This is a genomic window from Rhizobium sp. KNZ14-9A (genome assembly GCF_056755015.1).
The window spans coordinates 3612918-3634024 of sequence record NZ_JBPGXB010000002.1; the positions used below are offsets into that span (position 1 = coordinate 3612918).

At 60.8% G+C, this 21107-nt stretch carries 22 protein-coding genes; 9 read left to right on the forward strand and 13 right to left on the reverse strand.

What is annotated here, in order from left to right; translation table 11 throughout:
* The first annotated feature begins 32 nt into the window (after window positions 1–32).
* From ACR9ZQ_RS24760 to ACR9ZQ_RS24770, 3 genes are read left to right on the forward strand one after another with little or no spacing between them, the layout of a single operon-like run.
* The gene (locus ACR9ZQ_RS24760; RefSeq protein ID WP_481428957.1) at window positions 33–980 is read left to right on the forward strand and encodes an ABC transporter permease; all 948 of its coding nucleotides are present in this window, start codon (window positions 33–35) and stop codon (window positions 978–980) included.
* Entirely contained in the window at window positions 980–1843 is an 864-nt protein-coding gene (locus tag ACR9ZQ_RS24765; protein ID WP_310380085.1) for an ABC transporter permease, read from the forward strand. Before ACR9ZQ_RS24760 ends, ACR9ZQ_RS24765 begins: the two co-directional genes overlap by 1 nt.
* 36 nt (window positions 1844–1879) lie before the next feature.
* Window positions 1880–3271 carry an amidase gene (locus ACR9ZQ_RS24770; RefSeq protein ID WP_310379731.1) on the forward strand — a complete coding sequence of 464 codons (1392 nt, stop codon included), beginning with the start codon at window positions 1880–1882 and terminating at the stop codon, window positions 3269–3271.
* Between the two features lie 15 nt (window positions 3272–3286).
* On the opposite strand, the gene ACR9ZQ_RS24775 is transcribed toward ACR9ZQ_RS24770, so the two are convergent.
* The 3 genes from ACR9ZQ_RS24775 to ACR9ZQ_RS24785 all read right to left on the reverse strand — a co-directional run bounded on the left by ACR9ZQ_RS24775 (window position 3287) and on the right by ACR9ZQ_RS24785 (window position 6048).
* The gene (locus ACR9ZQ_RS24775; RefSeq protein WP_310379733.1) at window positions 3287–4141 is read right to left on the reverse strand and encodes a C40 family peptidase; all 855 of its coding nucleotides are present in this window, start codon (window positions 4139–4141) and stop codon (window positions 3287–3289) included.
* Between the two features lie 51 nt (window positions 4142–4192).
* Window positions 4193–4543, reverse strand: coding sequence for a MarR family transcriptional regulator (locus ACR9ZQ_RS24780; protein WP_113298189.1), 351 nt, complete (start codon window positions 4541–4543; stop codon window positions 4193–4195).
* A gap of 113 nt (window positions 4544–4656) precedes the next feature.
* Complete coding sequence (locus ACR9ZQ_RS24785; protein WP_310379737.1) at window positions 4657–6048, reverse strand: leucyl aminopeptidase family protein; 1392 nt, start codon at window positions 6046–6048, stop codon at window positions 4657–4659.
* Window positions 6049–6186: 138 nt separating this feature from the next.
* Between ACR9ZQ_RS24785 and ACR9ZQ_RS24790 the strand changes: the two genes are divergently transcribed.
* Window positions 6187–7020: a tetratricopeptide repeat protein gene (locus ACR9ZQ_RS24790; protein ID WP_113320572.1), complete on the forward strand. Its 834-nt coding sequence runs from the start codon at window positions 6187–6189 to the stop codon at window positions 7018–7020.
* 1 nt (window position 7021) lies between these two features.
* Here the strand turns inward: ACR9ZQ_RS24790 and ACR9ZQ_RS24795 are convergent, their stop codons facing one another.
* The 10 genes from ACR9ZQ_RS24795 to ACR9ZQ_RS24840 all read right to left on the reverse strand — a co-directional run bounded on the left by ACR9ZQ_RS24795 (window position 7022) and on the right by ACR9ZQ_RS24840 (window position 16627).
* Window positions 7022–7654, reverse strand: a complete 633-nt coding sequence (locus tag ACR9ZQ_RS24795) for a LysE family translocator (protein ID WP_037100579.1) — start codon at window positions 7652–7654, stop codon at window positions 7022–7024.
* Window positions 7655–7838: 184 nt separating this feature from the next.
* The gene (locus ACR9ZQ_RS24800; RefSeq protein WP_113320571.1) at window positions 7839–8822 is read right to left on the reverse strand and encodes a type II secretion system F family protein; all 984 of its coding nucleotides are present in this window, start codon (window positions 8820–8822) and stop codon (window positions 7839–7841) included.
* 15 nt (window positions 8823–8837) lie between these two features.
* The gene (locus ACR9ZQ_RS24805) at window positions 8838–9845 is read right to left on the reverse strand and encodes a type II secretion system F family protein (protein WP_113320570.1); all 1008 of its coding nucleotides are present in this window, start codon (window positions 9843–9845) and stop codon (window positions 8838–8840) included.
* Window position 9846: 1 nt separating this feature from the next.
* Complete coding sequence (locus ACR9ZQ_RS24810) at window positions 9847–11331, reverse strand: TadA family conjugal transfer-associated ATPase (RefSeq protein ID WP_310379743.1); 1485 nt, start codon at window positions 11329–11331, stop codon at window positions 9847–9849.
* Window positions 11332–11354: 23 nt separating this feature from the next.
* The gene (locus tag ACR9ZQ_RS24815) at window positions 11355–12632 is read right to left on the reverse strand and encodes a CpaE/TadZ family protein (protein ID WP_481428958.1); all 1278 of its coding nucleotides are present in this window, start codon (window positions 12630–12632) and stop codon (window positions 11355–11357) included.
* The gene (locus ACR9ZQ_RS24820; protein WP_310379747.1) at window positions 12629–13345 is read right to left on the reverse strand and encodes a CpaD family pilus assembly protein; all 717 of its coding nucleotides are present in this window, start codon (window positions 13343–13345) and stop codon (window positions 12629–12631) included. Before ACR9ZQ_RS24820 ends, ACR9ZQ_RS24815 begins: the two co-directional genes overlap by 4 nt.
* The gene (locus tag ACR9ZQ_RS24825) at window positions 13342–14853 is read right to left on the reverse strand and encodes a type II and III secretion system protein family protein (RefSeq protein ID WP_405049682.1); all 1512 of its coding nucleotides are present in this window, start codon (window positions 14851–14853) and stop codon (window positions 13342–13344) included. The genes ACR9ZQ_RS24820 and ACR9ZQ_RS24825 overlap by 4 nt, the downstream gene beginning before the upstream one ends.
* 5 nt (window positions 14854–14858) lie before the next feature.
* Window positions 14859–15674 (reverse strand): Flp pilus assembly protein CpaB, encoded by an 816-nt coding sequence (gene cpaB / locus ACR9ZQ_RS24830; RefSeq protein WP_310379751.1) that lies wholly within the window; start codon window positions 15672–15674, stop codon window positions 14859–14861.
* Between the two features lie 110 nt (window positions 15675–15784).
* Window positions 15785–16297: an A24 family peptidase gene (locus ACR9ZQ_RS24835; protein WP_310379752.1), complete on the reverse strand. Its 513-nt coding sequence runs from the start codon at window positions 16295–16297 to the stop codon at window positions 15785–15787.
* Between the two features lie 117 nt (window positions 16298–16414).
* Window positions 16415–16627, reverse strand: coding sequence for a Flp family type IVb pilin (locus ACR9ZQ_RS24840; protein WP_310379754.1), 213 nt, complete (start codon window positions 16625–16627; stop codon window positions 16415–16417).
* Window positions 16628–17019: 392 nt separating this feature from the next.
* Here ACR9ZQ_RS24840 and ACR9ZQ_RS24845 point away from each other — a divergent pair, with 392 nt between their 5' ends.
* From ACR9ZQ_RS24845 to ACR9ZQ_RS24865, 5 genes are all read left to right on the forward strand, one after another.
* Window positions 17020–17421, forward strand: coding sequence for a pilus assembly protein N-terminal domain-containing protein (locus tag ACR9ZQ_RS24845; protein WP_310379756.1), 402 nt, complete (start codon window positions 17020–17022; stop codon window positions 17419–17421).
* Between the two features lie 113 nt (window positions 17422–17534).
* Window positions 17535–18164: a TadE/TadG family type IV pilus assembly protein gene (locus tag ACR9ZQ_RS24850; RefSeq protein ID WP_481428959.1), complete on the forward strand. Its 630-nt coding sequence runs from the start codon at window positions 17535–17537 to the stop codon at window positions 18162–18164.
* Entirely contained in the window at window positions 18164–18745 is a 582-nt protein-coding gene (locus ACR9ZQ_RS24855) for a TadE/TadG family type IV pilus assembly protein (RefSeq protein ID WP_310379760.1), read from the forward strand. Before ACR9ZQ_RS24850 ends, ACR9ZQ_RS24855 begins: the two co-directional genes overlap by 1 nt.
* Window positions 18746–18890: 145 nt before the next feature.
* Window positions 18891–20111 (forward strand): phosphopentomutase, encoded by a 1221-nt coding sequence (locus tag ACR9ZQ_RS24860; RefSeq protein ID WP_481428960.1) that lies wholly within the window; start codon window positions 18891–18893, stop codon window positions 20109–20111.
* Window positions 20108–21076 carry an adenosine deaminase gene (locus tag ACR9ZQ_RS24865; RefSeq protein WP_310379764.1) on the forward strand — a complete coding sequence of 323 codons (969 nt, stop codon included), beginning with the start codon at window positions 20108–20110 and terminating at the stop codon, window positions 21074–21076. The genes ACR9ZQ_RS24860 and ACR9ZQ_RS24865 overlap by 4 nt, the downstream gene beginning before the upstream one ends.
* Window positions 21077–21107: the final 31 nt, after the last annotated feature.

Consider the following 21107-nt stretch of genomic DNA (forward strand, 5'->3'; position numbering starts at 1 on the left):
CGGGCGGCGACTGACAGGGTGATGAAGACGATATGATCGCACTGCTTTCCCGCCGCCTCGCCGGCCTCGTCATCACTCTTCTCGTCGTGTCGCTGGTGATCTTCGCCGTCATGGATCTGCTGCCCGGTGATCCTGCTTCGATCATGCTCGGCACCTCGGCAAGCCCGGAGACACTGACGGCGCTGCGGCATGAGCTCGGCCTAGACCAGCCGCTTCTGTTTCGTTACGGCCAATGGCTTGCCGGTGTCTTCTCGGGCAATCTCGGACAATCCTACACCTATGGCGTTCCGGTCGCCGGGCTGATTATCGAGCGACTGGCCGTGACGCTGCCGCTCGCGCTGATCGCCATCATGCTCTCCGTGCTGATTGCCTTGCCGCTCGGCGTGCTGGCCGCGGCGCGGCGCGGCGGTATCGTCGATGCGATCGCCACGGTCTTCTCGCAGGTGAGCATCGCCGTGCCGGCCTTCTGGGTGGCGCTGCTGCTCATCATCCTGTTTTCCACTACGCTCGGTCTCATGCCGGCAGGCGGTTTTCCGGGATGGGACGCCGGGCTTCTGCCTGCATTGCAGGCGCTGGTGATGCCGGCCGTAGCGCTGGCTCTGCCGCAAGCCGGAGTGCTGACGCGCGTGACGCGATCTGCCGTGCTCGACACAATGCATGAGGATTTCGCCCGTACGGCCGTCGCCAAAGGATTGGCGCGCAGCACCGTGCTCTGGCGGCATATCGTGCCGAATGCACTGGTCCCGATCCTGACCATCCTAGGGCTGCAATTCACCTTTCTCGTCGCCGGCGCGGTGCTGGTCGAAAACGTCTTCAACCTTCCCGGCCTCGGGCGGCTTGCCTTTCAGGCGCTGTCGCAGCGCGACATCGTTGTCATGCAGGATGTCGTGCTGTTCTTCGCGGGCCTCGTCATCGTCATGAACTTCATCGTCGATCTCTCCTATCTCATGATCGATCCGCGCATGCGAAAGGCGGCATGATGGCACCCATCGTCTCCTCCGCCGTCGTTCCGCGACGCCGTAGCTTCAGGCTTAGCCGACGAAAGAACCTGATCGTCGGGACCATCATCGTCGGCTTTCTCGCTGCCATTGCCCTGCTGTCGCTCTTCTGGACGCCGCTGCCTCCGGCAAAGATGCAGATCATTCACAAGCTGCAGCCGCCGCTTGCCTTCGGCCTGCTTGGCACGGACCAGTTCGGCCGCGATGTGCTCTCCATGCTGATGGTCGGATGCTGGAATTCGCTGTCTATCGCCGTCAGCGCGGTCGCCATCGGTGGGACGCTTGGCTCGATCGCCGGCATTTCCGCGGCTGCGATCCGTGGCCCCTATGAGACGCTGATGATGCGCGCCTGCGACGTGATCTTCGCCCTACCTCCGATCCTTTCGGCCATGATCCTCGGCGCCTTTCTGGGACCGGGGCGCTTTACCGCCATCACGGCAATCGCGGTCTTCATGGTACCTGTCTTTGCCCGCGTGACGCTCGCTACCTCCTTGCAGGCCTGGAGCCGAGATTACGTTCTGGCGGCGCAGGCGATCGGCAACAGCCGCTTCACGATCTCGGTCCGACATGTGCTGCCGAACATCATAAGCCAGATCATTGTGCATGCAGCGATCCAGCTCGGCTTGGCGATTCTTACCGAGGCCGGCCTTTCCTTCCTCGGCCTCGGCATGGCGCCGCCGGCGCCGACCTGGGGGCGAATGCTGGCGGATGCCCAGACCTTCCTTTCGCTGGCCCCTTGGCTGGCGATTATGCCCGGCCTTGCGATCGCGCTCACCGTCTTCGGCTTCAACATGCTGGGCGACGGGCTGCGTGATCTTTTCGACCCGCGCGAAGCGAGCCGCTGATGTCCTCCCAAGACAAAACGCCCGAAAGACCAGACCATGCCAGATACCGATTTCACCATCCACGAACTCAGGCGGCGCTTCACTGACAAAAGCCTCTCGCCGCTCGAATACTGGCTTGCCCTCGAAAGGCATATCGACGCCTGGGAACCTTCGATCGCAGCGCTTTATCTCTACGATCCGCAGGCGGCGCGCGAGCAGGCGAAGGCATCGAGCGAACGCTGGATGAAAGGCGGAACACTCGGTCCACTGGACGGTATCCCGGTCACGCTGAAAGAGCTGATCGCGACCAAAGGCCAGCCAGTACCGCTTGGCACGAAAGCGATCGAACTGAAGCCCGCGGAAGCGGATGCCCCGGCGGCGGCTCGTCTGCGGGAGGACGGCGCAATCATCTTCGCCAAGACGACCTGCCCCGATTACGGCATGCTCTCTTCGGGCCTTTCCAGCTTTCATCCTCTGAGCCGCAATCCCTGGGACATTACGCAAAACCCCGGCGGTTCGAGCGCTGGCGCCTCGGCGGCAACCGCTGCCGGCTACGGGCCGCTGCATGTCGGCACCGATATTGGCGGCTCTGTGCGCCTGCCGGCGGGCTGGACTGGCGTCTTCGGCTTCAAGCCAAGCCATGGGCGCATTCCGGTCGATCCCTATTATGTCGGGCGCTGTGCGGGGCCGATGACCCGCACCGTGGAGGATGCCGCCTATTCGATGGCGACCCTTTCCCGTCCCGACTGGCGCGACGGCACCAGCCTGCCGCCGAATGACTTCGACTGGATGGACCTCGATATCGATGTCAGCGGCATGCGGATCGGGCTGATGCTCGATGCCGGCTGCGGTCTTGCGGTCGATGAAGATGTGAGGATAGCCGTCGAAGAAGCAGCTAGGCTCTTCGAGAAGGCCGGGGCAACGATCGTTCCAGCCGCACCGGTGCTGACGCGCGCCATGCTGGATGGGCTCGACACTTTCTGGCGCGCGCGTTTCTGGGGCGACATTGCCGGGCTCAGCGAGGAACGCCGCGAGAGTATTCTTCCCTATATCTACGAGTGGGCGAAGGGCGGTGCCGATGTCAGCGGCGTGGACGCCGTCAAGGGTTTCAATCAGACGATCGAGATGCGCAAGACCTGCGGCCGGCTTTTCACCGAGGTCGATGCGGTGTTGTCACCGACCAATCCGATCGTCTCCTATCCGGCCGAATGGCCCTCGCCGACCAACGATCCGAAGCTGCCCTTCGAGCATATCGCCTTCACGGTGCCGTGGAACATGTCGGACCAGCCGGCGTCATCGATCAATTGCGGCTTCTCGAAATCCGGCATGCCGATCGGCCTGCAGATCGTCGGGCCGCGCTTCGATGACATGCGGGTGCTCAGGCTCTCGAAAGCCTTCGAAAACTGGACGGGTGGCGTGAAAGACTGGCCAAAGCCGCCAGCGGCCTGACGATTGCAGGTAACGTCAGAACGGACGGCGATAGCCGGTCGGCTGCTCGTATAGCCAGCCGATGCGCTCGACGGCCGCCTCGAAATTCTCGCGCGCAACGGTCATCGTATGGCCGTTGGCATGGATGATGGTTTCGGGATCTTCGAAAATCGCAACATGCCCCTTCCAGAAGACTAGATCACCGCGGCGCACATCCGAGCGCTCGATCGGCTCGCCGAGGCCCGCCGCCTGCATGTCTGTATCCCGCGGCGCGCTTCTGCCGGTCATCTGCAGCGCAAGCTGGACGAGGCCGGAGCAATCGATACCGAGGCCTGAACGGCCGCCCCAGAGATAGGGCGTTTCCAGAAAGCGGGCGGCGATATCGACATAATCCTGGCCGTCCAAGGCACCCAGCGGCAGCAGGTGCTTCGAGAAGATCGCAGTGCCGTCATCGAGGACCAGATAGCGATTGCCACGCGCTTCCGCTTCGCCGGCAATATGAACGCGGCTACCCATGGAAAGCACCGTCTTATAGGGTTTACGCAATTCCGGTTCGGGATAGAGGAAGGTGCGCTGCGGAACGACGATGTGGGTCGAGGTCGTCGCTGCTTCTGCAATTGCGTCCTCGGGCAAGTAGCCGACATAGCCATCCGATGCGGCTTTGACCCAGCACCAGCCGTCAGCGCGATCGAATATCGTGATATCCTCGCCATAAAGCAGTTCCGTGTCGATGCCACGGGCAAAGTCCGGCTGGGGGCGCAAGGCAACGACCGGGACGCAGACACGGGCCGGCGTGCCGCTGACGAAACGCGTCGCTTCGACCTTGCCCTCGAGGCCGGCTTCCGCGAGATCCGGGCGATAGGCGTGGAGGCGGCGGTCGAGCATCGTCATGACATTCCTTTCAGATGGGCCTTTCAGATGGCCCTTTCAGTCGGGGGCCATTCAGACCGAAAGCTTGCGGCCCTGCTCGCGCACGAGGTCGCCGAGCTTTTCGAGATAGAGCGCACCGCCAACGGTGCGCTTGATGATGACGTTGCGCCGGTCGGCATCGTCGCGGACGCGATCGACGAGGCCCATTTCCCCCATCGTATCCAGCGCCCGGGTGATGACCGGCTTCGTCACGTTCAGCGTCGCAGCCAGTCCGCGCACGGTATGCGGCGGCGGCACCAGATAGATATGCAGCAGGATCGCCATCTGGCGCAACGTCAAATCTCTGTTGTCGTGACGAACCTGGTTGAGCGCCACACTGTGCCAGAGGCCAAGCGCCTGCGAGGCGGTCAGTTCAATCGGCACGGCCCCTCCGGAAATCGTTACGCTAACGTTTCATTTTCCGGCAGTTACAACGCGCAAGCAAGAGGCGGCACAAAATGCCGCCTCGCAAGGTGAATAAAATTTTAACGATCGGCTCAGCGGACGCTGTGGCGAATGTGATGGTATAGCGCGCGGATGGCCTGCGCCTCACCGCCACCCGGCGAATGCGCGCGCTCGTTCGGCGCCCAACCGTAGATATCGAAATGCGCCCAGCTCTTTGCTTTGCTGACGAAGCGCTTCAGGAAGAGTGCTGCGGTGATCGCACCGGCCATGCCGCCCGCCGGAGCATTGGTGATATCGGCAAACTTGGTGCGGATGTCCTTCTCGTAGCCGGCGTAAAGCGGCAGCCGCCAGAGCGGATCGTCCGTCTCGAGGCTTGCCTCCGTCAAGTCGTGAGCGAGGATCGCATCATCGGTGAAGAAGGGCGGCAGATCGGGGCCGAGGGCAACGCGAGCGGCACCCGTCAGGGTCGCCATGTCGATCAGCAGATCGGGTTCTTCCTCGTCGGCATAAGCGAGCGCATCGGCCAGAATCAGGCGGCCTTCGGCATCGGTATTGTCGATCTGGACCGTCAGGCCCTTGCGGCTCTTGTAGATATCGCCGGGGCGGAAGGCATTCGACGAGATGGAATTCTCGACGACCGGGATGATGACGCGCAAATCCACCTTCAGCTTGGCATCCATGATCATGAGCGCCAAGCCCATGACGTTCGCGGCACCGCCCATGTCCTTCTTCATCAGCAGCATGGAGGAAGCCGGCTTGATGTCGAGACCGCCTGTATCGAAGCAGACGCCCTTGCCGACCAGCGTCACCTTGCGGTGGCCCTTCTTGCCCCAGCGCAGCTCCAGAAGGCGCGGCGCATCGGCGCTGGCGCGGCCGACAGTGTGGACGAGCGGGAAGTTTTCCTTGAGCAGGTCGTCGCCAATGATGACCGACATCTCCGCCTTGTAGTGCTGGGCCAAGCCACGGAAGGCGGCTTCGAGCTGTTCCGGACCCATGTCGTTGGTCGGCGTGTTGATGAGGTCGCGGGCGAGGAAGACGCCGGCGAGCTGGCGCTTGATCTCGTTGCCGTCTGCATCGCGCGGGATCATCAGCGTCGCAGCCGGGGATTTTTCAGACTTGTAGCGGTCAAAGCGGTAGCTGCCGAGACCGAAGCCGAGCGCCAGGCGGTTGGCCGTCAGCGGTGCGGTCTCGATGTGCCAGTCGCCGGCCGGAAGTGCGCGGGCTAGCTTGCCGGTTATAAAAGGCTGTTCCGACGGATTACTGCCGAGCCCGAAGAGCGCGCCGCCGAGGTGACCCTCGGCGGTGGGGATCAGCAGCACCGAGCCGCTTTCCGCCTTGTAGCCGGCCTTGCCGGCCCAATCGAGCGCGATCGGATCGATCGTGCCGGTTTCGATATGGGCGGGCGTGACAGCGAAGATGGGCAGCGTCGACCCACCCTTGGTGTTGAAAGGCGTGGGTCTTTCGATGAACTGGAAGGGGGCCATGATTGTCCTTAAGCGGCGGGGCAGAATCATTTCTTAACGGTCTGTTAGGGTTAACAGACTATTGCTGGAGCGAAGATTGCGTCAAACCTTTCCCTGTTCCGCTTCGAGGTCAGGCGCCGATTTATTCAGGAACGCGCAATGCCCTTCTCGGCCTCTACCCCTTATAAGAAGCGTGTTTTTCAGGGAACCGTGGCTCTTCTCGCCATGCTCGCCCTCGGCGGCTGCTCGACGACATCAAAGGATCGGATGACAACCGGTTCGATCCCGAAACTCGACAGGCCAGTCGAGCAGATGGATGCCAACGAATTGCGGGCCGCCATCGACCGCGTCGGCCGGGCCTATGAGAAGAATCCGCGCGATCCCGTCAACGGCGTAAACTATGCCAATCTGCTGCGGATGAACGGACGCGACGCGCAAGCGCTTGCCGTCATGCAGCAGGTTGCCATCGCCAATCCCAGTGATCGCAACGTGCTTGCCGCCTACGGCAAGGCGCAGGCCGCTGCGGGGCAGCTTCAGCAGGCGCTGGATACGATCGGCAGGGCACAGACACCCGATCGGCCCGACTGGCGGCTGATCTCGGCGGAAGGCGCGATCCTCGATCAGATGGGCAAGCCAAGCGACGCACGCCAGCGCTACCGCGATGCGCTCGATATTCAGCCGAACGAGCCGTCGATCCTTTCCAACCTCGGCATGTCCTATCTTCTGACGGGCGATCTGCGCACGGCGGAAACCTATCTGCGCTCGGCCGCCGGCCAGCCTTCCGCCGACAGCCGCGTGCGCCAGAACCTCGCCCTCGTCGTCGGCCTGCAGGGCAGATTCCCCGAGGCAGAGCAGATTGCGCGGCGCGAGCTTTCGCCGCAGCAGGCCGATGCGAATGTCGCCTATCTGCGCGGCATGCTTTCCCAGCAGAATTCCTGGCAGAAGCTCGCGGCAAAAGACACGACGTCGTCTGCCGCCGCCAGTACCAACTGACCTATTTGCTGCTCAGTCCCGAGAGGATGAGACGCAGGCCAAGGCCGGCCATGACAGCGCCTGCCGCCCTGTCGATCCAGACCTTGGCGGCGATATAGAGCTTTCGCGGATGATGGGCCGAGAAGGCAAATGCCACAATCGCATACCATCCCGCCTCCACCAGGAAGACGCCCACCGGCAGCGCCAGCAAAAGCTCCGCCGGCACGGTTTTGGGCAGCAGTGCTGCAAAGATGCTGGCGTAGACAACAATCGTCTTCGGATTGCTCAACTGCGTCAACAGAGCAGCCGTAAAACTGCGTGCCGGCACGCTTTTGCCGGCGACATCGCCCGACAATACAAGCGGCTCGCTTGCTCCCTTCCAGATCGCGAAGGCGATGTAGAGCAGGTAGGCTCCGCCAGCGATCTTCAACACCAGATAGAGCCACTCGAATTGTGAAAGCAGCGCCGTCAAGCCGGCAAGCGCAAGGATAGCGAAGGTCACGCCGCCGATGCCCATGCCGAGTGCAGCGGCAAGTCCGTCAAAGCGGGAACGGGAAATGGCAATCCGCGAGACGACGACGAAACTCGGACCGGGGCTCATAGCGCCGATCATCAAAGCGCTGATGATGCTGATAAAGATGCCCAGAGAGGACATGGCAAAACTCCATTTTCACACAATTCCAGACGCAAAACCGCTGTATAGTTTTGCCGGTATTGCTCATGTGATCAAGGGTTGCCAAGCGGGTGGCGCGAAGTTCCGCCCTTATCGATGGGTCGCCATCCGTTTCGCCAGTCACGCGGAAAAGCGGGGTCATCGGATCTCTTGACGGCGGCAAGCGTCAGAACCTGTCGGCAACCTGGATGCCGGCGGGACCAAGGATGACGGCGATCAATACCGGCAGGAAGAAGAGGATCATCGGAACGGTCAGCTTCGGTGGCAGGGCAGCAGCCTTCTTTTCCGCCTCGTTCATACGTTCGTCGCGGCCTTCCTGCGCAAGCACGCGCAGCGCCGTCGCAATGGGCGTACCGTAGCGGTCCGCCTGCATCAGCGCCTGGGTGACCGAACGAACGAGATCGATCTGGGTGCGGGTTGCGAGATTCTCGAGTGCGGCGCGGCGATCCGGCAGGAAGGAGAGCTCAGCGGTCGTCAGCACCATTTCTTCGGCAAGCGGTGGCGATTGTTCGCCGAGCTCTTCGGAGACGCGACGCATGGCCGCTTCGATGGAAATGCCCGATTCCACGCAAATCAGCATCATGTCCAGCGCGTCCGGCCAGGCGCGCTTGATGGATAGCTGACGCTTGCCCATACGGTTGGAGATATAGATATTCGGTGCATAGAAGCCGATATAGGCGATGCCGATGACGATGAAGACCCGTATCGGCAGGCCCTTCTCCGCAAGGTTGCCGAGTCCGAACATCCAGAATGCGGCAACGGCCAGGAAGAGAAACGGCAGAAGAAAGCGCGCGACGAGGAAGGTGTTCAACGCGTTTTCCGAGCGAAAGCCAGCTGCGCGCAGCTTGTTCATCGTGTTGTCGTCGACGAGCGCCTTACGCAGGTTGAAACGCTCGACGATCTGGCGGACGGGCCGGTTGTTCTGGCTTCTGAGCGTGGCCTTGCCGCCGACGTCGGCATTCATACGGGCGCGCTCGCGGGCGCGGATCTGCTCGCGCTCGGTCGAGACAGCCTTCATGCGCTTGTTGAGATCGCCGCGCTCGAAAAAGGGAACGGCAAGCGTGTAGAAGGTGGCAAAGACGGCGATGGCGACGAGCACCGCGACGATCATGGCGGGGTCGGTCAATGTTGCGGCGAGTTCCTGCGACATGCTGCTTTGCTCCCGCTAGATATCGAAGTTGATCATATTGCGCATCACGAAGATGCCGATCGACATCCAGACCGCCGAAAAGCCCATGATGAAGTGGCCGCGCGGATCGGTGAACAGGATCATCATGTATTGCGGCGACGTCAGGTAGACGAGCGTGGCAACGATGAATGGAAGGGCGCCGATGATGACGGCAGATGCCTTGGCTTCCATCGACAGCGCCTTCACCTTGGCCTTCATCTTCTTGCGGTCGCGCAGCACCTTGGAGAGATTGCCGATCGCTTCCGACAGGTTGCCGCCGGCCTGCGACTGGATGGCGATGACGATCGCGAAGAAATTGACCTCCTGCAACGGCATCTGATTGGTCATGCGGGCACAGGCTTCGGGCACGCTGAGACCCACCTGCTGCGATTCGACGATACGGCGGAATTCGCCCTTGACGGGCTCGACCCCCTCGGTCGCAACGAGGCGGATCGCATCGTTCAGCGGGAGGCCGGAGCGGATGGAGCGGACGATGACGTCGAGCGCATTCGGAAATTCATCGAGGAACTTGTTCTGGCGGCGCGAGACGAGGAAGCCCAGCACCCAGCGCGGCAGACCAAGCCCTGCGGCCACGGGCACGCCAAGCATGATCGGTGTCGATGCGCCGACGATGAAAAGCACGACCAGCAGCACAAACGCGAAGAGCGCGCTGAAAAGATAGAAACGGACGGGCGTGATCGGCAGTCCCGCCTGCACCAGGCGGGATTTCAGCGACAGTGTCTTCTTGGTCTTTTCGTGCTGCCGCTTTTCGAGATCCTTCAGGCTGTCCTGCATCGATTTGCGGCGCTTCGACAGTTCCTGCACACGGTCGCGGGCGGCCTTGACCTTGGTACGATCGAGTTCGGCCGATTTGACGCGGTTGATGCGGCTTGCCGATTTCTTGTCGCTCTCGATACGAGAGAACAATACGGCATAGCTTACCGCGGCCGCCGCAACGGCTGCGAGAACGACAATTGCCAGCACTGTCGGATCGATGCCGAACATCTCAATCCTTCGATTTCGATTCCATCTCGTCGAGCGCGGCGGCGAGGCGTTTTTCTTCGTTGTAATAGCGGGCGCGATCCCAGAAATGCGGCTTGCCGATACCGGCGGACATATGGCGGCCAATCAGACGACCGCTGGCGTCCTCGCCTTCGATCTCGTAGCGCATCAGGTCCTGGGTGATGATGACGTCACCTTCCATCCCGACCACCTCGGTGATCTGGGTGATGCGACGCGAACCGTCGCGCAGGCGCTGCGCCTGGATGATGACATCAATCGAGGAGGAGATGATCTCGCGCACGGTCTTTGCGGGCAAGGTGAAGCCACCCATGGCGATCATCGATTCCATACGGCTCAAGCATTCGCGTGGGTTGTTGGCGTGGATCGTGCCCATGGAGCCATCGTGGCCGGTGTTCATGGCCTGCAGGAGGTCGAAAACCTCCGGTCCGCGCACTTCGCCGACGATGATGCGTTCGGGACGCATGCGCAGGCAGTTCTTGACCAGATCGCGCATGGTGATCTCGCCCTCGCCTTCGATGTTCGGCGGGCGGGTTTCGAGACGCACGACATGCGGTTGCTGGAGCTGCAGTTCGGCCGTATCCTCGCAGGTGATAACGCGCTCGTCGCGGTCGATGTAGTTCGTCAGGCAGTTCAGAAGCGTGGTCTTGCCGGAACCCGTACCGCCGGAGATGATGATGTTGCAGCGGACGCGGCCGATGATCTGCAGGATGGTCGCGCCTTCGGGCGTGATCGCGCCGAAGCGCACCAGCTGATCAAGCGTCAGCTTGTCCTTCTTGAATTTGCGGATGGTGAGTGCCGGGCCATCGATGGAAAGCGGTGGCGCAATGACGTTGACACGTGAGCCGTCAGGCAGGCGCGCGTCGCAGATCGGGCTCGATTCATCGACACGACGGCCGACCTGGCTGACGATGCGCTGGCAGATCGAAAGAAGCTGCGAATTGTCGCGGAAGCGGATTTCGGATTCGATAGTCTTGCCGCCGACTTCGATGAAGGTCTGACCCGCACCGTTGACCATGATGTCGGCAATGTCGTCGCGCGCCAGCAGCGGCTCCAGCGGACCGTAGCCCAGCACGTCATTGCAGATATCCTCGAGCAGTTCCTCCTGCTCGGAGATCGACATCGCAAAATTCTTGATGGTGATGATATCGTTGACGATATCGCGGATTTCCTCGCGCGCGCTTTCGCCGTCCAGCTTGGAAAGCTGCGAGAGGTCGATCGTATCGATCAGCGCGGAAAAAACCTGCGCCTTGGTATCGTAATATTCGTCCGTGCGGGCGGGGCGCTTGCGCTGCGGCGTCTGCATCGGCGGCGGCGCCACCTGCTGGCGGACAGGCTCGCGCGACGGCTCGACGAGCACTGCGGGACCGGATGAGGCTGCCGGGGCGGCAGCCGGCATCGGCGGCGGTGGAGCGGCGACACCGCCGACACCGGCCTTTCCGAAACCTTCATTTCCGCGTTTTCCGAACATTGATCCGATCCAATTCTACTCGTTCACTTACGCTTCAGAAGGCCGAGAAGGCCGCCCTTCCTGGATTTCTTGATTGCCACGCGACCGGTGACGATGTGCGAGATCTGCGAAAAAGTCTCCGACGTCGGAGATTTCGGATCGACCTCCGAAATCATCCGGCCACTGTTGGCGGCGTTTCCGAAGAGGGCGATATCGAAGGGAATGATGGCAATCGGTTCGACTTCCAGCGGCTCGCAGAAATCGGAAACCGAGATTTCCGGCCGCTTCGGCATACCGACCTGATTGAGAATGAGATGCGGCACCTTGTCGTTCGGGCGTATCTTACGGAGCGCATCAAGCATGTTCTTGGTGTTGCGCAGGTTGGCGAGATCGGGAACCGCGCAGATAACCACTTCGTCGGCGCTTGACAGTACCGTACGGGTCCAGTCCGACCAGGCATGCGGAACGTCGAGCACCGTTACAGGCGCGCTGCGCTGCAGCACATCCATCACCGGCTGGAAGGCTTGGCCCTCGAAATCATAGGCGCGGTCGAGAAGCGAGGGAGCGGCCAGCAGTGAAAGATGCTCCGAGCACTTGGTCAGCAGGCGATCGAGGAAAACCTCGTCAAGCCGCTCCGGCGCAAAGACGGCCTCGGCAATGCCCTGGGCCGGATCCTGATCGAAATCGATGTTCGCCGTGCCATAGGGCAGGTCGAGATCGGCCAGGATCGTCTCGGTCGAGAACAGGTTGGAGATGCCGAAGGCGCAATTATGGGCGATCGTCGAGGCCCCGACCCCGCCCTTGGCGCCAATGAAGGCGATGGAGCGGCCAAGCGGCTCGGCTTCCGGATCGACGAAAATCGCCGCCATCGCCCCCATGATGTCGGGCATGGCGACGGGTTGGACGATATATTCGGAAATGCCGTTGCGGATCAGATCGCGGTAGAGACCGATATCGTTGTAGTAGCCGACGATGATGACCTTGGTCGAGGGATCGCAGACGTAGGCGAGCGGTGCGAGCTCGGCAAGCAGGTTGGCCGGGTTCGCCCTGGTTTCAAGGATGATCAGGTTCGGCGTCGGTGCGCCTGAGAACATGTTTGCGGCGGCAGCCGTGCCGCCGCTGGTGATGCGCAGGCTGACCTTCGACATGCGCCGGTCATTGGCACAGCGTTCCATGACCCGCTGCAACCCCTCGCTTTCGCAAAAGGCATGAACGGAGATGCGCGGCAGCGGCCGCATGTTTTCCAACTCGCCCATGCGCATCGCCTCTTCGGCATGGCGGAGCTCGCTGGTGTTCTTGATCTCGTAATCGACGGTGCTCATTCTTCTGTCCCGCGGTATTCCTTGATCACCTCGTTACGCTGCTCTGCGTCGATCGGGGTCATGCCGCGGGGAGCGACGAAATCTCCCGGATTGGCGACCTGGGCGGCGAGGTTGTTCTGCGAGGCACAGCCGAAATTGTAGTAATTCTGGTTGGTGAAATCTGCCGAGATATCCTTCGGCCATTGGCCGCACTGGGTCGTTACCGCCGTCGTGCCAGTGAAGCTCAAGCGTATCGGCGCGGCGTCGAGAACGCCGGTTGCCGCATAAGACGTATTGATGATCTTGTTGCTGGCAATGCCACGCGAAGCAAGTTCGGCACGAACCTGGCTGCGCAGGGCGCGGGCCGCTCCTGCATTCGCCGACCCCTCGGGAGACAGGATGTAGACGGGGCCAGACGCGCGTGACACGTAGTTTTGCGCAAAGCCGCGGATCAACTCGCGCTGGGCGATCGTCAGGCGGCGATCGCTGGAGGCAACGGGAATATCAACCGTCTGTTCGGCTTCTGTCACGACGATGGGATGGCGCTCCCGGTAGTCATCGGGAATACCGCCGGTCGTCAGCTGATCACGCGGGCCGGCGCAGCCGGAAAGAATTGCAACGGCGAGTGATGCAGCCACGAGCAGAGGCTTCGTCGTGCGGGAATGTTTCGGGCTCCAATGGACCATCGCCTGATCTCTGTTCGTTTTCATCGGTTCAGACCGTGCCCCGCTCATTTGTAGATAAATCCGATGGAACCGTGGAACTGCGCATCGGCAACAGGCGCCTGAGAGCTGCCGTAAACCTTGTTGACGCGGTTCATGAAGAAGGCGGACGCATCATTCGTCGGGCTGAAATTGTCATCCGGCCTGTTAAGCTGATTGCGCGCCACCGGACGCACCAGATAGGGCGTCGCGATGATGACGAGTTCCGTTTCCTGGCGTTCGACCCCCTTCTGGCGGAAGAGCGTGCCGAGAAGCGGGATTTTCGAGACGCCGGGTGTCCCGTTCATCGTCTGGGAGATGTTGTCGCGGATGAGGCCCGCAAGAGCGATCGAGCCACCCGAGGGAAGCTCGACCGAGGTCTGTGCCGAGCGGCGCTGATAGGTCGGCGCAGCACCCGATACCGACGGCGCCGGCTCCGAGACGTTTGTGTTGATCTGCAGGCTGATGCGGCCGGATGAAAGGACCAGCGGCTTGAAGGCCAGATTGATGCCGTAGTCATAGGGAACGACGGTGACGTTGCCGTTATTGTCTGTCGTCGAGTAAAGAACCTGACCGCCGGAATTGAAAGTCGCAGCCTGGCCGGAAATCGCCGTCAACGTGGGTTCGGCCAGCGTGCGGACGACCTTGCCCTGTTCCAGCGCATTCAGATAGGTCGAAATATCATACTTGCCGATCGAGTTCTTGAAGAGTGCGGCGAGGCCGCCGCCAACGACGGATGTGGCGCTATCGGCGGACGGGCTGCCGAGCTGGGCGACTGTCATGCCCGAGGAATTGGTGACGAGATTGTCGAAGCCAAGCTGTTTCAAGACTTCACGGCGGACCTCGGCGATCGTGACCTTGAGCGTGACTTGGTCTTCGCCCTCGATCTTCAGGAGGTTGACGACCTGGGACTCCTGACGGCCTTCGTTAAACAGCGCAACCGAATTGTCTCCACCGCTGCCGGAAATACTTTCCGTGCGCGTCGTGGCCTCACCGCCTTTCAGGAAGGCCTTGGCGAGCGCTGCTGCCTGGGTGGCATCCTGAGGTGTACGAACGGTACCGGTCAGCACGATATTGTCGGAAACGATCTCGACCTTGATGGCGGAATCCGGGATGAAGCGGCGCAGATTGGTCTCGAGACCGGAGACGTCGCGCTCGATCTCGACATCGAGGCTGACGACCTCTTCGCCGCTGGCGCCGAATACGAAAATATTGGTCTGTCCGACCTTCTTGCCGAACAGGTAGATGCGCCGCGAGGTACGGGTCACGGCATCGGCCATAACCGGGTCGGAAACGAGAATATCGTGCGCGTCATCAGGCAGATCGACGACGACGGCCTTGTTGAGACCGAGCTTCACGCGGCGATGCGCGCCGGGGCCACCCTGCGATATGCGGATGAGGCTTTCCGACGCGGCATTGGCTTGTTCGACGCCCGAGGATGCGACGAAGGAGAGCGGCGCAACGCCTGTCGCTGCCATTGCCAGGGAAAGGCAGCCGGTCAGGAAAAGCCTGGTGCGCTGTGTTGAGTTGCCCATCTGCATTTCCCTTACTCCGGCTTCACTGAGCCGGTGGCATCCGTGACGATGGAGCCGGACTTGATGACTTGGATGAGTGCGCTGCCGTTATCGCCGCTGAGCAGATAATCTGCCGCGCTGGTGTCCTGCTCCCGCGCATCGGCGACGGAGCGCAAGGCAAGCGAAAGGCGATCGGCCATCTGCTGGGCGACGGCCAGAACCTTGGTCTGGTCGGGAGTCAGTTCCAGCGTTGCTGTCGTGCCGACCGCTGCCTTGGTGCCGTCTTCCTTTTCCTCGATCTGCTGGTCGATGGCGAGAACACGGACATTGCTCAGCACGGTTTCGGTTATGTATTTGTCCGTGCCCTGCCCTTTGCGCACCATGTTGACGTCGACGCGATCATTGGGGAGGATGAAGCCGCCCGCACCAGTCGCGACGGAAATCTCTGTCGCCACGGCGCGCTTGCCGGCTGGCAGCAGCGAGGACAGGATACGGCTGTTGGAATCGGCGACCTTTTCCGGGCGGATGGGTTCGCCCTCGAAGACGGGCAAGCGCACGACGGCGCCCTGCAGATCCTTGATCGCGTCCGGCCGATCGGTCTCGGTAATGAAGCCCTGGACAATGCCATTCTGGGGCCAGGCCATCCAGTGGACGGCGTTCTCATCCAGCCGCGCGCCGACAGGAAGATTGGCGCTGGAGACCAGGACGTTAACAGTCGGCTCCTTCTCGATGACGGATTGGACTTTCGTTACGACACCGCCACTACCGGCCATGTTCATCGCAAGAAGACCGGCAAGGCCGGCTGCCACCACGGCGACAGCTAAAATAATAAGGCGGGCCGGCTTCATCGATCATTCCTTAGGGCACAACGCGTTCGCCCCGCAGAATGCTCAGGAATTGGTGTAATTATAGTTAATGGAACACTTACATTTTAAGTTAACGACCGATTAAAATGCCGTCATTTCAGGCTTTCCAGTGCTGCGATGAACAGCGGCGAGGACGGAAAGGCCATGAAGCCGCCGATCGCGATGGCAATGCCATAGGGGATCTTCTTGGCCAGCAGGAGCGAATTGGGAACAGGCAGGCCGATAGCGAGGATGATGTTGGATTGCGACCTGACCAACAAAATCAGCAAAGTCAGGAGACCGCCGATCATCCCAACATCGGCCATCAGGAAAAGAAGAGATGAGCTGAAGCCGAACCAGAGTGCGGTCGCACTCAAAAGCTTGGCGTCTCCACCACCCATAACGTTGAGGGCAAAGAGAGCAAAGCAGACGCAAAAGACGACGGCTGCGCCGGCAAGATGCATGCCGATCACACCCCATCCGAGGCCGGATAACGGGGCCAGGATGAAGAACGAGGCAATGAGGATCAAGGAAACGCGGTTCGGGATCGTCATGGTGAACAGATCCGAGAATGCCGCCATGGCGAGGCAGAGTGGCAGTATCACAAAAACTGCAGCTGCTATCATATTCTCACCCGATCATGCAGGAGTCGAAAAGGCTCACCGCCGTTCAGCTGTGAGCCCGCTCCACGTGTCGGCCAGATCAAATCCAGCCCTTACCTACAGCATGCCTTGTGGCAAACCTTATTCCTGCGGTGCCGGAGTAGTAGGGAGCTTGGCCTTGGTGGCAGCGGCCTCCATCTGGCCGCCAAGGTTGTTGAACGTGTCGCCAATCTTGCCGCCGAGCGTGGTGGCGCCAGCAACGAGGGCTACGGAAATGAGGGCGGCGATCAGGCCGTATTCGATTGCGGTCGCGCCGGATTCATCCTTCAGAAAACGGCTAAAAAGCTTGGTCATGGTTACCTCTAACTCCAGTTGATGTTCAGCACGTCCGCCAACTGTTGCCGTTGATCGGATGGCTGCAACCTAGCGAATGGCCGTTTCCATCGACTTAATGAAATACGTTAACAAGGTGTAAACGAGACAACCGGCCCAGTCAGGGTAAGTAACTCCTTACGGCATTGCTTGCATTTCTAAGGAATTCCGGGAGCAAAGTGGCACAATAGCTTTCAAGCCATCCAGAAATGGCACGAATTTCTGCTGCCCGTCGATTTCATGCCTCATCGAAGCGTACCGAAACAATCCAGAGCGCCTCACTCATGAACATGACATGGAGAGCTTAAAGCTTCGTTCACCATTTTTTTCCATTCTATCTGCAATTAGCATTACGATCGTGAAAGAGGGCCAAAATGCCATCGAACGGCAAGACCGTTTTCTTTGCCTGGGTGATTGCGGCTCTTACGGCATCCGCGGCCTCCGCCCAGGAAGACATGCTGCGCGTCTATATGGATCACGCGCGCGTCCTGAAGCTCGACCGGCCGGTCAGCAAGGTCATCGTCGGCAATTCCAAGGTTGCCGATGCGACTGTCGCCGACGCCAAGACAATCGTATTGACGGGCCGCGCCTTCGGCACGACCAATATCGTGCTGCTCGATATCGATGGAAACGCCATTCTGGACGAACGCATTCTCGTCTCCATCGATGAAGGCAACACAGTGCGCGTCTTTCGCCAGACGGAGCGCTCGGTTCTTTCCTGCACGCCCAATTGCGAACAGCATTCACAGCAGGGTGGAGCGGCTTCCGGAAACTGATCAATATACGCTCAGCTCACGCCTATTCGTTAAAATAGTTGCTCCGGCCTGAAACGGAATATCAACGAACGCGCCTTAGTGTGGCGCCCGAAGAACATTTTCGGGGCCAGACTATGGCGATCAGTGAGCAGGAGACGGGCAAGGTGCGTGCGTCCCTCCGTTTATCCAGACTTCGCGCCCTGGCCCGCTCGCGTGACGGCTCCGCCGCGATCGAGTTTGCGCTGCTGGCCATTCCCTATTTCATCGTCATATTCGCCATCCTGGAAACCTTCATCGCCTTTGCGGCGGAGCAACTCGTCTCGAACGCCGTCGACACGATGAGCCGTCAGATACGGACGGGGCAGATCACATTCGATCCCACACGTCCCGGCTCTTTTACGCAGACGCAGTTCCGGCAGGCCTTCTGCGACGAGATCTCGATCATCATCCGCTGCTCGGCGACGGAGGCGGCGACACCCGGCAAGCTCTATCTGGATGTGCGGAGCTTCACGACCTTTGCCTCGATCCCGACGACGATCCCCCGAGTGTCTTCAGATAAATACTCCGATCTAAAGATCTCAGACTTCAAGTTCACGCCCGGCGGCCCCGGTTCGATCAACATGGTGCGGGCCTATTATCGCTGGTCCATCATCGTCGATCTCGTCCGTCCTTATGTCACCGGCCTTCGCCCAGTCGGCAGTTCCATGCCGAGCGAATATCTGATCGTCGCGGCGGCGGCTTTCCAGAATGAGCAATATCCATAATGGCGCGTCGCGGACTTCTCATGTCGCTGGCCTCGACGGCGCGGCGCTTCGTACGCGACCGGAAGGGCGTGGGCGCCATCGAGTTTGCAATCATCTTCCCGGTTCTGATCATGCTCTATCTCGGCGCATTCGAGATCACGCTCGGGCTCAACATCAGCAAGCGCACGACACGTGCCGCCGGCTCGATCGCCGATATCATTACCCAGCAGCAGAGCGTTACCAAAAGCTCGCTCACAGATATCGCCAAAGCCGCCCCGGCGATCTTTGCGCCTTATGACAGTTCCGGTCTCTCATTGAAGGTCACGGCAATCCAGATCGACGGCAGCGCCAATCCCACGGTTCTTTGGTCCTGGGCCCCAAGCGGTGCAGCACCCTATGCCAAGAACAGCGCGGTTTCCGATGTGCCGACGGAAATGAAGAAGGCAAACAGCTTCCTCATCCGCACCGAGCTCAGCACGCCCTATACGCTGCTCGTCTTTGCTCCCAGCTTCTTGCCGGCGGAGACGCGCACCATCACGATCAGCCGCAGCTATTTCTATCGCCAGCGGCAAAACGACAATATTCCCTGCGGCGATTGCTAAAGCGTGTCGCGATCCTTCGGATCCGCCTGCCAAACTTTAAGTTCCACACCTCAAATTTGCCAAGCGGTTCCCGTCATTATATGGCTGTGCGCCAGTCGGATCGTTCCAGCCATACGCTGACGACAGCAGTTAATACGGGTGAAAAATGGCGCGTGCCTTTCTCTTCGTTCTGGATTCCTTCGGTGTCGGCGGAGCGCCGGATGCGGCAGCCTATGGCGATGAAGGCGCCGATACGCTCGGCCATATCGCCGAATTCTGTGCGGCAGGTGCTGGCGACCGAGCCGGCCTGCGTTCCGGCCCCCTTGCACTCCCGAACATGTCGGCGCTCGGGCTGCTGCATATTGCGCGGGCGGCCTCCGGCCAGTTTCCCGCCGGCATGCCGTTGCCGGACAAGATCTACGGCCTCTATGGCGCTGCCAACGAAACCTCGCGCGGCAAGGACACGCCATCAGGTCACTGGGAAATCGCCGGAACGCCTGTTACCTTCGATTGGGGCTATTTTCCTGATAAGGGCGATGCCTTTCCGCAGGAATTGGTCGACGCGCTCTGCCGCGCAGCTGATGTGCCCGGCATTCTCGGCAACTGCCATGCCTCGGGAACCGAGATCATCGCCCGTTACGGCGAAGAGCATATGCTCAGCGGCAAGCCGATCTGCTACACTTCCTCGGATTCCGTGTTCCAGGTGGCCGCTCATGAGGTCTATTTCGGCCTCGACCGCCTGCTCAACTTCTGCCAGATCGCCCGCAGCCTTCTCGATCCCTACAATATCGGCCGCGTCATCGCGCGCCCCTTCATTGGCCAAAGCGCCGCGACCTTCCAGAGAACCGGCAACCGTCGCGACTTCTCGGTGCCGCCGCCAGAACCGACGCTGCTCGACCGGCTCGTCCAGCATGGCCGCAATGTGCACGCCATCGGCAAGATCGGCGATATCTTCGCCCATCACGGCGTTTCACGGGTCATCAAGGCTAACGGTAACGATGCCCTGATGGATGCTTCCCTTGCTGCAATAGACGAGGCGGAGGACGGCGATCTCGTCTTCACCAATTTCGTCGATTTCGACATGCTGTATGGCCATCGCCGCGACGTGCCGGGTTATGCGGCAGCCCTCGAAGCCTTCGACGCGCGCCTGACGGAAGTTCACCGGAAGCTGCGGGCCGGCGACCTCGTGATCCTGACCGCCGATCACGGCTGCGACCCGACCTGGCGCGGCACCGACCATACGCGCGAGCGCGTGCCTGTTATCGCCTACGGTCCCGGCATCAGATCGCGCTCGGTCGGCATACGCCGGACCTATGCCGATATCGGCGAGAGCGTTGCGCGGCATCTCGGTATTCCCTCGGGACAGTATGGGAGGAGTATTCTGTGACATCGCATTTGAGGAAGGTCGAGCTGCACTGCCATCTGGAGGGCGCTGCTCCCCCTGATCTGACCGAGGCTCAAGCGCGCAAATACAACATCGACATCAGCGCTCATCTGCAGGGCGGCGCCTATGTCTGGCATGATTTCGCGAGCTTTCTCAAATGTTACGACAAGGTTTCCGAGGTCTACAAGACCGAGGAAGACTACGCGCTGCTGACGGAAACCTATCTGGAAGAACTTGCCGGCATCGGTACGATCTACAGCGAGCTCATCGTTTCGCCCGACCACGGCAAGCGCATCGGCCTCGGTGCGGACGCCTATATATCAGGTGTTTGCGAAGGCATCCGCCGGGCGAAGGCAAAAAGCGGCATCGAGGCGCGGCTGATCGTGACCGGGGAACGGCATTTCGGTCCGGAAAGCGTGATCGGCGCTGCGGAATATGCGGCAAAGGCCAATAACCCGCTGATCACCGGCTTCAATCTCGCCGGCGAGGAGCGGATGGGTCGCGTTGCCGATTATGCGCGCGCCTTCGACATCGCCCGCGATGCGGGGCTCGGCCTTACCATCCATGCCGGTGAAGTTTGCGGCGCCTTCAGCGTTTCGGACGCATTGGATGAGGTGCGCCCTTCGCGTATCGGCCACGGTGTGCGGGCAATCGAGGATGCCGAACTCGTCAAGCGGCTTGCAGACCTCGGCACGGTACTGGAGGTCTGCCCCGGCTCGAATATCGCGCTCAAGGTTTTTCCGGATTTCGTCTCGCACCCGTTGGGCAGACTGAGAGATGCGGGCGTGAAGGTGACGATCAGCTCTGACGATCCGCCATTTTTCCACACATCGCTCAAGCGGGAATACGAGCTTGCCTCGGAGGCCTTCGCCTTCAGTGACGCTGAAATCAATGCTATGACGCGAACGGCCATCGAGGCAGCCTTCGTCGACGAAGAGACCCGCCAGGCGTTGCTTGCCCGTCTTTAACGGCGCGGGGTTGTTAATGCTCCAGGCGAAT

Coding starts and splice junctions, on each gene's coding strand:
- ACR9ZQ_RS24760 (WP_481428957.1), top strand. CDS start 33: ATGATCGCACTGCTTTCCCGCCGCCTCGCCGGCCTCGTCATCACTCTT.
- ACR9ZQ_RS24765 (WP_310380085.1), top strand. CDS start 980: ATGGCACCCATCGTCTCCTCCGCCGTCGTTCCGCGACGCCGTAGCTTC.
- ACR9ZQ_RS24770 (WP_310379731.1), top strand. CDS start 1,880: ATGCCAGATACCGATTTCACCATCCACGAACTCAGGCGGCGCTTCACT.
- ACR9ZQ_RS24775 (WP_310379733.1), bottom strand. CDS start 4,141: ATGACGATGCTCGACCGCCGCCTCCACGCCTATCGCCCGGATCTCGCG.
- ACR9ZQ_RS24785 (WP_310379737.1), bottom strand. CDS start 6,048: ATGGCCCCCTTCCAGTTCATCGAAAGACCCACGCCTTTCAACACCAAG.
- ACR9ZQ_RS24790 (WP_113320572.1), top strand. CDS start 6,187: ATGCCCTTCTCGGCCTCTACCCCTTATAAGAAGCGTGTTTTTCAGGGA.
- ACR9ZQ_RS24795 (WP_037100579.1), bottom strand. CDS start 7,654: ATGTCCTCTCTGGGCATCTTTATCAGCATCATCAGCGCTTTGATGATC.
- ACR9ZQ_RS24800 (WP_113320571.1), bottom strand. CDS start 8,822: ATGTCGCAGGAACTCGCCGCAACATTGACCGACCCCGCCATGATCGTC.
- ACR9ZQ_RS24805 (WP_113320570.1), bottom strand. CDS start 9,845: ATGTTCGGCATCGATCCGACAGTGCTGGCAATTGTCGTTCTCGCAGCC.
- ACR9ZQ_RS24810 (WP_310379743.1), bottom strand. CDS start 11,331: ATGTTCGGAAAACGCGGAAATGAAGGTTTCGGAAAGGCCGGTGTCGGC.
- ACR9ZQ_RS24815 (WP_481428958.1), bottom strand. CDS start 12,632: ATGAGCACCGTCGATTACGAGATCAAGAACACCAGCGAGCTCCGCCAT.
- ACR9ZQ_RS24820 (WP_310379747.1), bottom strand. CDS start 13,345: ATGAGCGGGGCACGGTCTGAACCGATGAAAACGAACAGAGATCAGGCG.
- ACR9ZQ_RS24825 (WP_405049682.1), bottom strand. CDS start 14,853: ATGCAGATGGGCAACTCAACACAGCGCACCAGGCTTTTCCTGACCGGC.
- cpaB (WP_310379751.1), bottom strand. CDS start 15,674: ATGAAGCCGGCCCGCCTTATTATTTTAGCTGTCGCCGTGGTGGCAGCC.
- ACR9ZQ_RS24835 (WP_310379752.1), bottom strand. CDS start 16,297: ATGATAGCAGCTGCAGTTTTTGTGATACTGCCACTCTGCCTCGCCATG.
- ACR9ZQ_RS24840 (WP_310379754.1), bottom strand. CDS start 16,627: ATGACCAAGCTTTTTAGCCGTTTTCTGAAGGATGAATCCGGCGCGACC.
- ACR9ZQ_RS24845 (WP_310379756.1), top strand. CDS start 17,020: ATGCCATCGAACGGCAAGACCGTTTTCTTTGCCTGGGTGATTGCGGCT.
- ACR9ZQ_RS24850 (WP_481428959.1), top strand. CDS start 17,535: ATGGCGATCAGTGAGCAGGAGACGGGCAAGGTGCGTGCGTCCCTCCGT.
- ACR9ZQ_RS24855 (WP_310379760.1), top strand. CDS start 18,164: ATGGCGCGTCGCGGACTTCTCATGTCGCTGGCCTCGACGGCGCGGCGC.
- ACR9ZQ_RS24860 (WP_481428960.1), top strand. CDS start 18,891: ATGGCGCGTGCCTTTCTCTTCGTTCTGGATTCCTTCGGTGTCGGCGGA.